The organism is Bacillus cereus group sp. BfR-BA-01355 (assembly GCF_022663675.1).
GTDB lineage: Bacteria > Bacillota > Bacilli > Bacillales > Bacillaceae_G > Bacillus_A > Bacillus_A thuringiensis_S.
Genome location: NZ_JAKUFY010000012.1, coordinates 33,124 through 47,123 on the forward strand (window position 1 = coordinate 33,124; position 14,000 = coordinate 47,123).

Consider the following 14,000-nt stretch of genomic DNA (forward strand, 5'->3'; position numbering starts at 1 on the left):
ATTCAAATACTGAATAATTACTTATTGATTTAACATTCTAAAAATAGTTGATAAAGATGCTTTCTATTCAAAAAAAGACTTTGCTATAAAAGTAACTTTTACAACAAAATCCATGCAACTAATTTTATTCCGCTTTCCATAATCTCTCTACATTCATTAATTGTTCTTCTTTAAACTCCATCTTATATATATCCGGTTTTGACGTATTCATTAAAAATTCAAAACCATATTGTTTATCAAAATAGTTCATCATTAATGTCATGACAAGCCCATGTGTACCAATTACAATTTTGCGTCCTTGAAAATCTATTAAGATTTCTTTTAATACTTTCACTACTCTTCTCTGGCAATCTGCATATGACTCTCCTTCCGTTCGTGAAAAGTCCGGATTAGAGAACATCTTCTGTACAAGTGGATACACCTCTTTGTCTGACATAACCTGACCCTCACTTGAAAACATACACTCTTTAAGATTTTCATATACTACTATTTCTTTTTCATGGAAATTAGCTGACTCCTCTATCGTTAACATAGCCCGATTATAGGGACTGGAAATAAAAGTATCAATTTTCTCCGCTTTTAATATGTCAGTTACTCTACGGGCATCCATACGTCCCTTCTCAGTTAACCCGCGCATTCTTTCATTTCCTTCTAGTTTTGGTGATTCACCATGTCTAACCATATAAATATATGTGCTCATAATTTCTCCTTAAAATTGTTTATTAGTTAATACATCACGTTCATTTATCCCATTTCAACACTTAAGTGTAATACTAAAATACTTTATAAAATGTGCTGATTTGTTCGTCTAATCCATTCTCCTACTAAACTCTCAAATAATTCAGGCTGCTCAATTTGCAAATTATGCCCTGCCATATCTAACACTGCTAATGTTGCCCTGGGATATTCTTCAATAATTTCTATAATATTTTGATAACCTACTGATATATCTTGTCTTCCAGTCAGTAAAAGAACGGGCTTTTCATATTTTTCACGCTGAAAATCCATAGTAAGAGAGTAATTCTTTTGCAACCTTTCAATAAATTCATAATTAGCAACATCTAACCCAGGCTTAATTTCTTCTTTAAATCGCGTATATGTATATTCATTTGCTATTACAGCTAACTCACAAAATTTCTCTCTTTCCGTGGAAGTAAGCGTATTTAAAAATTCCTCATCTTGTACAATTACCTGTTTATCTGGAAGAATCCTTTTTTCTGGCTCCGCTACAACAACAGGACATACTAATAGTAATCCGCTAACTCTCTCAAACATCTTTGTAAGTATACCTTTGGCTAAATAGCCTCCATATGATTCTCCTACCAATAAAAATTTTTCAGTAGAAATGATTTCCTCAATAAATGTGATAAGCACTTCTACTATACGATCTGAACTATTTATCCAATTTGGAGCGTTCGATTTCCCCATACCAGGTAAATCAATATATATTCGCTTATAACCTTCATATTTCTGAAATACTGATTCCATACATTTCATCATTAACCTATGATCAGGGGCGCAGCCATGTATGATAATGACCGGTTTACCCTCTCCCACAATTTCATAGTATATTTCTGCATCTTTAATTCGATATATCATAAAAAAACCTCCCTATTTAGTGGCAATACTATCCACTCTGTAAGAATACACGTTCTTATTTTATATCCTTCCCCTATATTTTCACAAATGTTAATTTTCAGATTTAAAATAAAAATCTCGCCTAAAAAATCCTCATCATTTTATATGCAATTTTGCATCTCCACTTACAAATCACTAAAAAAACTTTACAATTCAAAGGATGACTAAATATACAATTTCTATTTAAAATCTTGATACAGTCTATACTATCAACCACAATGTTTTTTTAACTTTAAGAATACTTACACTATTTAACACTTTCCTTATAAACATGATTTTTATAAGGAAATCTGATACAATTCTTAAATAATATTATTATGTATAGATATAACGAACATAGTACATAATTAAAGAAGGTGATTTCATTGAAATTAAATAAAAATTTACAATTATGTATATTAATTGGAACATTAATATGCTATTCAATCTATTTTATGTTTTTCTATCTGTTCCCTACTCATTTTTCAAATTCAGATGTACGCTTCGCTTCACTTATCGTTGAAGCCATTACATTTGTATCACTGATTTACTCTATATATTCTAAAAAAGTCAGTTCAAATCCGTTTTGGATATGTATTACAATAGCAATTGGTAGTTTTTTATTAGGGAAAATAGTATATACATATCAGGATAGCTTCTTCGAAATTCCAATACATCGTTTTACTGTTTCTGATGTATTTTACATGTTTTTTCTATTTTTCTGTCTTATCGCTTTCTGCTATAAAATTTTAAAGGAATGCAATAAATGGGAAAAAGCGTTCTTTATTTGTGATATATGCATAGTGCTTACTTCCATATTTACATTAGAATGGTATTTATTTAACCAACCAAGTTTAAATATATTCTCTCTTTCACTAGGAGATGTTTTCCTTTCATTTTTATACCCAATTGCAGATTTATTATTTCTGCTGCTAGGTGTTAGTCTCTTTTTCCGTCCAACAATTTTTAAATCCAAACGGAAAATTTATATCTTTATTTTTGTATTAATAAGTTCTGCAACTTTTAACTATATTTATTTTTACTTAAATAACCACTTATCAACTGAAACGATAACATTATTACGTCTTTTATATAGAATACCTATATTACTTATTGCAATAGCTGGCTCTATTCCAGAAGATCATAATAGCCATAAAAATTATTTCATTGTAAACCCTATAATAGGAAAAAAAGCTTTAGTTGTATTTCCCTATCTTGCTGTTGCAATACTAATCGGGTTTACATTAAAAGAACAAACATCATCTTCAACTCTCATTACAGGAAATTGTATTACTTTTATTTTCGTACTCATTCGTCATTCTATCGTACGTATGCAAAACAATTCCTTAACAAAACGTTTGCAGGCATTTAATGCCCAACTAGAAGAAAAAGTTACTTTACGGACGTCTGATTTAGTTCATAAATCAGAGGCTCTTTCTCAAAAACAACAAAAGTTTAAATCATTATATGAATATCATCCTGACCCTATTTTCACCATTGATTTAAATGGAATATTCTTAAATGTAAATAAGGCTGGGAGTGTACTACTTGGTGCACCAACGGATGAGTTACTAGGTGAAACTTGTTTTTCGATTATTTTAGATGAAGATAAGCATAAGCTAGCATTGGCATTAGAGAAAGTGAAACAACAAGAATCGGCATCCTTACAACTTAGTTCTCAATATAAAGATGGCTTTACTTATTTTTTATACGTTACAATCATTCCTATTATAATAGACGGACAAATTTCAGGAAGCTATATTATGGTGAAAGATATTACTGCACTAAAAAAACAGCAAGAAGAAATTAAATATTTAGCATTCCATGACACAGTAACGAAAATTGGGAACCGTGCCTTTTTTCATAAAAAATTAAAGAGAGTTATAAAAAATGCTAAAATAGCAGGAAGCGAGTTTGCATTATTATATTTAGATTTAGATCGCTTTAAAGCAATTAACGATACACTTGGACATTCGTCAGGAGATTACATATTAGAAGAAGTAGCAAAGCGATTCCAATCATGTCTTCCATCACATACTCATCTTTCAAGAATCGGTGGCGATGAATTTACAATCATAATTGAAAACTATACTGACGAAGATTACTTATTCCAATTATGTAACCAATTATTTGAATGCATGAAAAAATCATTTATCATACATGAGCATAAATTAACTTTATCACTGAGTATCGGCATCGCTATTTATCCACATTCCGGAATCGATACCGCTACACTCCTGAAAAACGCCAATGTTGCAATGTATGATGCAAAAGCAAAAGAGCTTAACTCTCTCTCTATTTATGACGATGTAATCGCTAAAAAAATTGAAAGACGATTACGATTAGAAAAAGATTTACCAAACGCACTACAAAATGAAGAATTGTTCCTTTTGTATCAACCTCAAGTTGATAGTGAATCTAATAAAATCATCGGTGCAGAAGCTTTAATTAGGTGGAATCATCCTGAATTAGGTATTATTTCTCCATACGAGTTTATTCCGATTGCAGAAGAAACACTACAAATTATTTCAATAGGAAAATGGACATTAGAGCAGGCTTGTAAGCAAATGAAACGTTGGCACGGACTCGGATATTCACATTTAAAAATAGGTGTAAATTTATCTGCTAAAGAATTTGAACAAGAGGATTTTGTAAGGTCTATTTCTTCTACTTTAACAAATACAGGTTTACCAGCAAGCTCTCTTGATCTTGAATTAACAGAGCGAATTGCAATGATGGATGAACGAGAAACATTGATAAAACTGCGTACACTAAAAAGTCTAGGGATTCACATTTCAATCGACGACTTTGGTACAGGTTATTCTTCGCTAGCCTACTTACCTTTATATCCAATTGATACATTAAAAATTCCGAGAGAATTTATTACAATGTCTGAAACATGTGATGATGGAATGGAAATTATTAAAACAATCATCACATTAGCAAATACACTAGGAATGTCTGTCATTGCTGAAGGTGTAGAAACAAAAGAGCACGTAAATTTCCTTCAAAAAAATAAATGTCAGTTTATTCAAGGTTATTATTACAGTAAGCCTATTCATATTGATGCATTTACTGAGCTATTAGAAAACGGCATTCACCCATATTACATAGCTAATTGGAATAACTAACAATAAATTTGAACAAATATAGTAAAAAGGAAAGAAGATACCTTCTTTCCTTTTGTTTTTCCATTTACATTTCTATTACTTCACCACATCATTTATTATATCTACTAATTGATGAATCCCCTCATCATTTGTTTTTTTATATTCATTCATGTTTTGAATATATTTCTCCTGATTTGTATACAACTTATTTACTGCATCTATAAATGTATTCGTATTTACTCTGTCTTGGAGTATTACTTCCGCATATCCTTGCCGTGAAAAATATTCAGCATTTAAACCTTGATCTCCCCTACTGGAACTGTTAGTTAACGGGATAAGCAACATCGGTTTCTTCAAAAATAACAATTCAGAAATAGCAGTAGAACCCGCTCTGGAAACTACAACACTTGCCATATTTAGTATATGCGGCAACTCGTCTCCTATATATTCAAATTGCATATACCCCTCCATGCCAATAGATGGGTCTACCTTCCCTTTACCACATATATGAATAATATTAAAGTTTAATAGTATTGTATCTAAACATTTCCTTACCATATCATTTATCCATTTAGCACCTTGACTCCCACCCATAATTAATAACACTGGTTTATCTTGTTGAAATTCACAATATCTTCTTCCTCGTAATACGTTACCCTTCTCAATTTCTTCCCTTACAATCGGTCCTACATAAACCTTCTTCTCATTACTTACATTTTCTCCTGTCTGAGGAAATGTTGTGCATAGCTTTGTAGCAAAAGGTAATGCTATTTTATTGGCAAGTCCTAATGTGCTATCTGGTTCACGTATAATTATAGGCACACGATTTAACCATGCTCCTATAGCTACAGGAACTGAAACAAATCCTCCTGCTGAAAAGATAACGTCAGGCTTTGTTTTCTTAATTAATTTATAACTTTGTAAACAACCGCTTATAATTTTAAAAGGATCTTTAAAATTCTCCCAATCCCAATATCTCCTAAGCTTGCCCGTTGAAACACTATTGTATTTAACATTTTTCACTAATGATTTTTCAATTCCATTTTTGGATCCAATATACTCGACTCTCCATCCTTGCTCTATAAATTTAGGAATTAATACAATATTAATCATAACGTGTCCGGCTGTACCGCCCCCAGTAAAAAGAATCGTTTTGCTCATAACTTATACCCACCTTTATTATTAAAAATCTAGCTTTATATTTACCTTTTAAATGTAAATAAACTTATTATTTTTTATATAAATCTTTAACTCCACCTCTATATCTTGTAAAAGATCTTTAATGAGTTCATAAAAATCATTTCCATACTCACTACACTCATATTGAGCAAAGATTTGAATCACATACCTAGTTTCGGTCTCTAATGCTGACTTTATTCGATTAACCCTTTTTTCTTCTACATACGCTTGATATTTATGTATTGCCTCATAAAGACGCAATACATGCGCTTCTTCATCTTTCCAGTCCAGCGTATCAACAATTGAAAGAAATAGCGTATTTTGATTATCTATTACTTCATAACCATTCATATATTTCTTACACCCTTTTTTGTTTTTCATTGAATGCAGATGTCACTACACTTCGCATACTCAAGTACATCTTTTAATGATTGATGAAATTCAATTTCTGGGATCCAACCTAACCTTTTTATTTCCTCTATTACTAAACTCTCATTTGAGTCGCTCCCACTTTTCTCTGTTTCCTCTATAAAAAAATTTAGCTGTGTTAATTCTTTATATTGTTCTAGTACATCTAATAAAGATCGTTTTACTCCTGATCCGATGTTATATTGTTTTCCATTTATTCCATCTCGTAATAACACATGATACGCTTTAACCGCATCACGTACATCTAGAAAATCTCTACTATCTTTCAAACTGTTTACTTCAATAATAGCTTTACTTCTACCTGATTCTATATCTATCATTTTCTTTGCGAGAATCGAACAAATGCCATTCGATACCCCTGGACCAATTAAATTTGAAGGCTTTGCAATGATAATATTTGAATCCATTAATTCTCCCCAAGCCTCTGCAATAATGACTTGCATCGTTTTACTTAAACTATATGGATTTGAAATTTTCATTTCGTCCATACTATCTGCTTGCAAAGCAGATCCTATAACTAATGTTCTACAATGCGATGCTTCTTGCTTAATTGCTTCTAATAAATATAACGTTCCTATTACGTTAATCTCTATATATTCAAGAGCAGATGTCCAAGATTCTATGACCGAATTCCTTCCTGCTAAATGCAATACGTAGTCTGGCTTTATTTGTTTCATTACCTTTATTACTTCGCTCTTATTAGTTAAATTACAAGTAATACCATTTCTAATTTTTTCTCTATGTGCACGATTTTGAAACATAGGAATTACATGAAAGCCCTGCTCTAAAAAATATTGGCAAGCATGGCGTCCTGTAAAACCATTTGCACCAGTTATTAAAAGGCTCGCATTTTTTTTCATCGCAAAAATCCTCCTTTTAATAGCATTTGTTTCACCTCATGTTTTGCAAGTAAGTCTTGTTGAGAACTAAAACTCTTCACATCCACTAGCGGATAGCTAGAATAATATTCTTGAAGTCCTTCTATAGGAATGGTCGGTAGTACCACAAAATAATTTTGATCAAAACTTATACTTGTTTTACTCTCTACCTCAGATAAAAGCATTTCACTTAATTTTTCACCTGGTCTTATCCCTACCTCTTTTACCTTAACGTTCCTTTTTTCCGAATCTTCAATTAACACTTCTGCTAAATCTGTTATTTTACATGCCGGCATTTTCATAACAAAGATTTCCCCGCCTCTACCTTGATATACGGCTTTAAATAACAATCCAACAGCATCTTCAACTGTTAAGAAAAATCTAGTCATATTCGCATCGGTAATCCCTACTTGTGAAGATTTTTTAATTTGTTGTTTAAAAAGCGGTACTACACTTCCACTCGTCCCTAAAACATTTCCACCACGAACACAAATGAATTTTGTTTTCTTCGTTTGTATATTCGCATGAACCATTAATTTTTCACCAATTGCTTTTGTCATCCCATACGTATTTGATGGATCAGCTGCTTTATCCGTTGAAACATATATAACTTTTTCAACTCGCATCTGTATAGAGGCTTCAATTACATTTTGCGTACCATGTATGTTGGTTTTTATAGCTTCATAAGGATAATACTCACATACTGGAACGTGTTTTAAAGCTGCAAGATGAAATATATAATGTACACCTTGGCAAGCATAGACTAGTTGATCTTTATCACGAATATCTCCAATAATAAATTTTAACCTTTCATCATTTATAAACTGTTGCTGCATTTCAAACTGAACCGTTTCATTTCTTGAAAAAATTCTAATTTCTTTCGGTGATTTTTCTAATAGTTGTTTTATAAGTTCATGCCCCCACGAACCTGTACCACCAGTAATTAAAATTATTTTATTTAACATTCCTTTTCCTCCTACCAAACATCTCAATTTAAATAGTATTTATTGAATTATTTTCAATTGATTCAAATCATAATCGTCGTTTGTTACATTTAATTGACAAAATAAAAAAACAGAAACTATTAAACAACGTTTCTGTTTTTCATTTCACCTCACAACAGTAAGATTTTTTATACTGTTTGCATGATAAATAAATTCCTTGTAAAAAAACACCGCTCATTTATTTCTTATACTCGTAATAAAATAAAGTGAAACTTTAATCAGTGGGGATATTGTTCATCCCCCACTAATTATCAGCCCTCACCAATCGGGCTTTTACGGGCAGTTGATCCCCCACCGAACATCTTTGCTTCCGCTGAATTTTGAGGTGGGGATCTTACTACCCGGCAAATAGCGGGATAAATAGAATGATTCATAGCCAATAATCATGTTTAAATTTATGAAAAAGGGAGGTAACGGAATGGACCAAAGCAATTCAAATCATACATATAACGGACCTTCCAAAGCACTGCCCCTCTCCCTATTCGATGTAAAAAATGAACTGAAACAAAAAAGCAAGCTTATTCCTTCTGATACCTTGTATAAATTAACGAAAGAAGAGCAACTCATCATCAACAAAATAAAAATACAAACAGAACAGCTAAATAAAAATAATGTTACAAGAACACGCGCATACTACCAATTTTACATTCAATATCCAGAAATACATTGGGCACTGCTTGGACATATGGTATCACGTAACGGCGGTTGGAATATGACTGATTTAAAGGGCGATTTATATACGAGAATCTTATCAGAGAAAGATCAATTCATATTTTTTTCTTTTTTAGAAAGAGGGAATTGGCTTATTTTCCAAGATGTATACCCTCAATTTTTACTTTACGAACAAAGTGTAAAGAAATCACAAAAGTTATTTCACCTTCTCCCTCACCTAAATGTTTCTACATTTATGGAAACGATGTGGAACGATTTTTGGAAAACAGGCAACAAAAAAACATTAGCCATTGCAACTATTATTAATGAACAAAACTACTTAGAAAAAAGAGTGATTCAAAATGTACAATTTAAAAAGACTGTACTAAATAGTATTGGATTTAAACTCTTTGATTTCTTTCAGTTTAATCATATCCTTTTCCCATTCTACGAAAATGATAAGAAACAAAAAGTGTTACTATTTGGTGATACAATGAAACATTTCACTTCCTTACATGAACGAATATTAATTGGAAAAAGATTATATTCATTATTATTTCGAGATACACATGTTTTATCTCAAATAATAAGCTGGGCCCAACACCATCCGCATACGGGATCAAGGAAAGATTACTGGCCCCATTTATTTTCAAGTGTAAATGAATCTTTTTCCCGTGAGTTTTATAAGCGCCGAATAAAAAAATGCCAGTTACGAAATGACGCTTATCGCATATACAGCCCTGCACTCATCTATGCATGGCGAGATATGAAGCATGAGGAAGTTGACAGTGAAGATTGGTTTACCGATTGGCAAGTTGTACATTATTTAGTTGATAAGGAGGAAAATATAAATGGACAAATTACAGAAGACTACTGCAAAACACTCGAAAAAATTGAACTCGCAATTCTCGCAAAGAAAAATGTCCTCCTCCGCGAAGAAGAATGAGTTTCTAGCATTAGTAGTTACAATCTTTCTCTCTGCTATTATTGGAACTTGTTTAGATGCTTTTTTTGTTCATAAACAAATATATTCCTTTCCAGCTAGACCCTTCTCATCCACATTTTCGGTTAATATAGCTTTTACATTATTCGTACTGCCGATTTTAACAGTTATCTTTATACACATTTCAAAAAAATTATCTAAAGTTTCTAGAATTCTATTTATTATTTCAATTGGTATTTGTGCTAGCCTTTTTGAACAGATTGCTGAAAGTTTAGGTTTATTTATACACAGTACGAATTGGAACCATACATATTCTTTATTTGGTTATATGATTTTCCATTCTTTTATTTGGAACATATATAATTGGATAAAAAAATAAAGAGACCATTATAGGTCCCTTCTTAAGCATACTCTTCCATTATTGCTAATGGTGCCAGTGTTTGTAGGCTTTTAGAGCGTAAACGATAGGCAACGACTTTCTTCTTATATTGCTTAATGACATCAATATGTTCCTCATAGCTATATAGAGAAAACCTAATCTCTTTATTCCCTTTCTTCGTATCAATGACTATTGGTGTCCCTTCTCCGTGCGGCGGGAAATAATGTTTATCTAAAAACAAAGCCTCATTAAATTCATGAATAACTTGTAGTTTCATTTCTCCCTCTATATTTTTTCCATCTATTGATATAGAAGTATTTTCCGCCTCAAGTTTTTGATGCAACTCAAATTTACTAATAATTGATTCTACAACAGAAGTGGGCATACTAGAAACTAATACTTTAATAGCTCCAAAAACAAATAATGTAACTATAAACCATGTTGTCATTGTTATCATCTCCATTACATTTAAAAAATAAATTTCGTTCCATACGGTATTAGTATACTAATGAGTATTCCAGTTACAATCATCGTTACCGAACCGATAGTCGCTTCTTTCTCGCCTTCCTTCACTAAACGACTCACACCGATAATATGTGATGCACAGCCCATTCCAACTCCTTTTCCAATCGTACTTGTTATACTGAAAAACTTAAGTACTGTCGGTCCGACAATAGCACCTGTTATCCCTGCAACAACTACAAAACTAGAAGTCATAGATGGAATACCACCAATTTGATCCGCTAATGAAAGGGCAATAGGCATCGTTGCTAACTGTGGTAAAGTAGTTAATATAAGTTCCTTATCTATATTTAAAATTCCGCCAATCACTACATTCATGCTCGTTACAGCCACTATACCTATCACTACTCCGATAAGTATCGATAAAAAATTTTTCATCAGTATCTTTCGCTCTTTAAATAGAGGTATGGCTAATGCTACAATTGCAGGGCTCAATAAGCTTGAAAGAATGTCTCCACCATTTTCCCTATACTCATGATGAGAAATACCAAAAATCAAAAATAAACAAATCATAATTGCCGTAACTGTTAACACCGGTAACGTAAATGCAAACGTAAATTTTTTATATAGATTTGTCGCCAAGAAATAAATTGCTACAGTAATAATAATTAAGACCATTTGAATCGTGCACCTTGTCGATTTTATTTTTTTGATGTTACTAATAATTGACTTATATAACCTGAAACAATTAAAGTTACTATAGTACTTGCAACTACTAAAAGGAATATAATACTCCCCTTACTTAAAAGAAAAGATCCGTATTCCATGAGCCCTGTTGTCGAAGGGATTAAAAATAACGGTAAAAATACGATTAACTTTTCCGCACCTAACTCAAACCACTTTAACGGTAGAACGCGAGTGAAAAGAAACAGGAACAGTATTAACATCCCTATTAAACTTCCCGGTATTGATAGATGGAATATTTCCTGAATCCACATACCCACTAAGCTAAATACATATAGCACGCCTACTTGAAGTAAAAGCGTCACGTACTTCATTTATTTCCCTCATTTCACTATCACACATCCATATTATGAAATCTCATTTAGCGTGTAAGCAAACCGTTTAATTCCAAGTTGAATTTGTTCTATATTCGCTCTACCAAACGTAAATCGTATATATTCATTTTTCGAACCTAAAACACTGCCCGGAACAAATGCGACACCATTCCGTATAGATTCACCTAATAAGTGATATTCATCAAACTTTCCTTTCACTTTACACCATACATGTATTCCACCCTCTGGCACGAAACATTCAACTCGGTCTCCCAATGTTCCTTCAAGCTCTGTAATTAATTCATCTCTTCTTTGCTTTAATTGTCCACGAAGTATCGTAATATGTGTATGAAAATCCTTTGATTCTAAAAATTGATTTGCTACCCACTGCGTAAATACACTATGGCCAAAATCAACTTGTTGCTTTGCATCTGCTAAACGCTCAATTACTCGTATAGGACCAATTATCCATCCAATACGTAATCCTGATGCAACAATTTTTGATAATGAACTTATATAAAGAACATTTCCATTTTGATCCATTGATTTTAATGTCGGATTCACTTCTCCATTAAAAGAAATTAAACTATACGGATCATCTTCTACAATTGGTATACCGAACTCAGAAGACAGTTCTAAAACCTTTTTACGTCTCGCTAATGAAAGTACAGTACCCGTTGGATTCTGATAATCTGGATTCAAAAATACCATCCGAATGCGATGCTTTTTGTGCAAATCGATTAAGTCATCTGGATTCATTCCATGCTCATCAACAGGTAAATGAAATATGTTTAAACCGGCCGATTTAAACATTGGAAGCGAAAAACAATACGAAGGATCTTCAATCGCGATCGCATCGCCAGGTTTTAATAAACATTGAACGATAAGATTAAGCGCCTGTTGTGCTCCAGACGTAATAAGAATAGAGCTTGAATCTGCTTCAATTTGTTTATATTGCTGAACATGTGCTGAAATTGTTTTTCTCAACATCTCATTTCCAAGTGGATGGTCATAACCGAGGTTTTCCATAAATGTTTTCTCCGACAAAATTGTTCGAAATCTATCACTTGGAATTAATTCTGGTGACAGTTCACCACTTGCTAAATTAATTAAATCATCTTTTTGTGTTTCCGTTCGAATTTGTTGAACGAGTGGTACGTTAGGTAAGAATGATCCGTCCTCCACGTACCTACCCCAGTTCGGTATTCGTTTATGTGAGACACCCCATATGTCTGTATTGACCCGTGTTCCGCTTCCCTTTTGCCGTTCTACTACTCCAAGTGATTTTAATTCTTCATACGCAGCTACTATTGTACTCCGGTTCACCTGTAATCCCTTTGCCAATATACGCTCAGAAGGTAACTTACTATCAGAAGGAAATTCACCTGAAGAAATGCCTCTTTCAATATAATCAGCAATTTGTTTATATACAGGTGTCTTATCTGCACGATTTGGTTTCCATTCCATCTAGTTCCCTCCTTTCAAAACGAACTATCCTCATTTTTTACTAACAGTATTCACCGTAAAAATAGTATTAATTAGTCACATTTTCTTATCCGTAAATGGATATATCCAAAATAGTTCTCTTTCTGATTACTCGATAGCTTCTGAAATTCCAACTTCATACTCTCATTTCAGTTCTTTCACAAACTATCAAATCATTACCACATACCATGTTACCCCAACCAGTAGAACAAAAAGAAGAAGAATATAGATTGCAGATAAGTTTTTCACATTTCTTTTTGTAGACTTGCCGTAATTCTCCTCCACGTTTCTTGCAACTAGTACAGTCCCAAATAGCGATACAATTACAATAATAACGACTAGTGAAATTGCAAAACTCATTGTCTTTTCACCTCTCTAAGACCCATCTATTTTAATTAAAGAACTTACATAAAAACCTTCCTCTTTAAAACGCTGATAACATACTACCTTTCTTCTCTTATCATAATAGATGTTTGTAAAAAACGGACCAACCACTTTCGCGTTTTTTTGCTCATCCACTTTAAAAATAAAAAGCAACTGATCACTTAGGACCAGTTGCTTTTTCGCAAGGTTAATTATATCCATTTTCCACTTGAAATTAACCCGATTTAAAAGTTTGATTTTTTCATAATGAAAAGTATCGTTCACACCATTTACAAAAAAAGAACCTATGAAGGTCCTTTTTCAAATTATACAACACAGCACTATGTTGAGTATCTTAAAGTTTATACTAATGATAAAGTGAAACTTTAATCAGTCTTCACCAATCGGGCTTTTACGGGCAGCAGGCCCCTACCTAACTTCT

The 14,000-nt window shown here is 32.6% G+C and carries 14 protein-coding genes; 3 read left to right on the forward strand and 11 right to left on the reverse strand.

Going from position 1 to position 14,000, the window contains the following annotated elements:
* Positions 1-124 precede the first annotated feature (124 nt).
* Complete coding sequence (locus MR167_RS06305; protein ID WP_242314202.1) at positions 125-700, reverse strand: histidine phosphatase family protein; 576 nt, start codon at positions 698-700, stop codon at positions 125-127.
* 83 nt (positions 701-783) lie between these two features.
* On the reverse strand, positions 784-1,599 hold the full coding sequence (locus tag MR167_RS06310; RefSeq protein ID WP_000640338.1) for an alpha/beta fold hydrolase: 816 nt from the start codon (positions 1,597-1,599) through the stop codon (positions 784-786).
* Between the two features lie 404 nt (positions 1,600-2,003).
* On the opposite strand from MR167_RS06310, the gene MR167_RS06315 reads away from it, so the two are divergent.
* Entirely contained in the window at positions 2,004-4,748 is a 2,745-nt protein-coding gene (locus tag MR167_RS06315) for a sensor domain-containing protein (RefSeq protein WP_000773542.1), read from the forward strand.
* A gap of 75 nt (positions 4,749-4,823) precedes the next feature.
* Here the strand turns inward: MR167_RS06315 and MR167_RS06320 are convergent, their stop codons facing one another.
* The 4 genes from MR167_RS06320 to MR167_RS06335 are packed head-to-tail and all read right to left on the reverse strand — an operon-like array spanning position 4,824 to position 8,178.
* Positions 4,824-5,888 carry an undecaprenyldiphospho-muramoylpentapeptide beta-N-acetylglucosaminyltransferase gene (locus MR167_RS06320; protein ID WP_000047566.1) on the reverse strand — a complete coding sequence of 355 codons (1,065 nt, stop codon included), beginning with the start codon at positions 5,886-5,888 and terminating at the stop codon, positions 4,824-4,826.
* A 48-nt stretch (positions 5,889-5,936) separates the two neighbouring features.
* Complete coding sequence (locus MR167_RS06325) at positions 5,937-6,287, reverse strand: DUF6572 domain-containing protein (RefSeq protein ID WP_002082318.1); 351 nt, start codon at positions 6,285-6,287, stop codon at positions 5,937-5,939.
* On the reverse strand, positions 6,284-7,195 hold the full coding sequence (locus MR167_RS06330; RefSeq protein WP_242314204.1) for an SDR family oxidoreductase: 912 nt from the start codon (positions 7,193-7,195) through the stop codon (positions 6,284-6,286). The genes MR167_RS06325 and MR167_RS06330 overlap by 4 nt, the downstream gene beginning before the upstream one ends.
* Positions 7,192-8,178, reverse strand: a complete 987-nt coding sequence (locus MR167_RS06335; RefSeq protein ID WP_000932593.1) for a UDP-N-acetylglucosamine 4,6-dehydratase family protein — start codon at positions 8,176-8,178, stop codon at positions 7,192-7,194. Before MR167_RS06335 ends, MR167_RS06330 begins: the two co-directional genes overlap by 4 nt.
* A gap of 457 nt (positions 8,179-8,635) precedes the next feature.
* Here MR167_RS06335 and MR167_RS06340 point away from each other — a divergent pair, with 457 nt between their 5' ends.
* Positions 8,636-9,814, forward strand: coding sequence for a DUF2515 domain-containing protein (locus MR167_RS06340; protein WP_000372811.1), 1,179 nt, complete (start codon positions 8,636-8,638; stop codon positions 9,812-9,814).
* A complete protein-coding gene (locus tag MR167_RS06345) occupies positions 9,789-10,190 on the forward strand; it encodes a CBO0543 family protein (protein WP_242314215.1) in 402 nt (133 codons plus the stop codon). Before MR167_RS06340 ends, MR167_RS06345 begins: the two co-directional genes overlap by 26 nt.
* A gap of 22 nt (positions 10,191-10,212) precedes the next feature.
* Here the strand turns inward: MR167_RS06345 and MR167_RS06350 are convergent, their stop codons facing one another.
* The 5 genes from MR167_RS06350 to MR167_RS06370 form a co-directional block, all read right to left on the reverse strand.
* Positions 10,213-10,638: a YfmQ family protein gene (locus MR167_RS06350; protein ID WP_000214632.1), complete on the reverse strand. Its 426-nt coding sequence runs from the start codon at positions 10,636-10,638 to the stop codon at positions 10,213-10,215.
* Between the two features lie 20 nt (positions 10,639-10,658).
* Positions 10,659-11,330 (reverse strand): LrgB family protein, encoded by a 672-nt coding sequence (locus tag MR167_RS06355; RefSeq protein WP_000242949.1) that lies wholly within the window; start codon positions 11,328-11,330, stop codon positions 10,659-10,661.
* Positions 11,331-11,353: 23 nt separating this feature from the next.
* Positions 11,354-11,710 (reverse strand): CidA/LrgA family holin-like protein, encoded by a 357-nt coding sequence (locus MR167_RS06360; RefSeq protein ID WP_000878483.1) that lies wholly within the window; start codon positions 11,708-11,710, stop codon positions 11,354-11,356.
* Positions 11,711-11,743: 33 nt separating this feature from the next.
* Positions 11,744-13,177 (reverse strand): MocR-like pyridoxine biosynthesis transcription factor PdxR, encoded by a 1,434-nt coding sequence (gene pdxR / locus MR167_RS06365; RefSeq protein ID WP_000454960.1) that lies wholly within the window; start codon positions 13,175-13,177, stop codon positions 11,744-11,746.
* A 186-nt stretch (positions 13,178-13,363) separates the two neighbouring features.
* Positions 13,364-13,555, reverse strand: a complete 192-nt coding sequence (locus tag MR167_RS06370; protein ID WP_000006462.1) for a hypothetical protein — start codon at positions 13,553-13,555, stop codon at positions 13,364-13,366.
* Positions 13,556-14,000 lie beyond the last annotated feature (445 nt).